Annotated in this window: 1 protein-coding gene; it reads right to left on the reverse strand. The window is 74.6% G+C overall.

Annotated elements, in window-relative coordinates; genetic code table 11:
• A partial coding sequence (locus IF89_RS40330; protein WP_043195213.1) for a hypothetical protein occupies window positions 1-236 on the reverse strand: 236 nt, incomplete at both ends.

Consider the following 236-nt stretch of genomic DNA (forward strand, 5'->3'; position numbering starts at 1 on the left):
CGCGGGTGATGACGGGGCCGTGTCCGGCCAGCGGCCGCCCGTACTCCAGCCCCGTCACCGCCCCGTCCCCGGCCGTGGCCTTGCGGACCAGCCCGTCCTGCAGTTCGAGGACGGCCGTCAGCCGGTGGCCGTCGCCGGAACGGGCCGGGGCGGTGAAGACGACCCGGCCGTCGTCGTAGGCGACTTCTGTGGCGGCGCCGTAGGGGTCGGTGACAGACGTGAGCTGCCAGGTCTCT

Origin of the sequence: Streptomyces sp. NRRL F-2664, assembly GCF_000719345.1 — a bacterium.
In the GTDB taxonomy this organism is placed as follows: Bacteria; Actinomycetota; Actinomycetes; order Streptomycetales; family Streptomycetaceae; genus Streptomyces.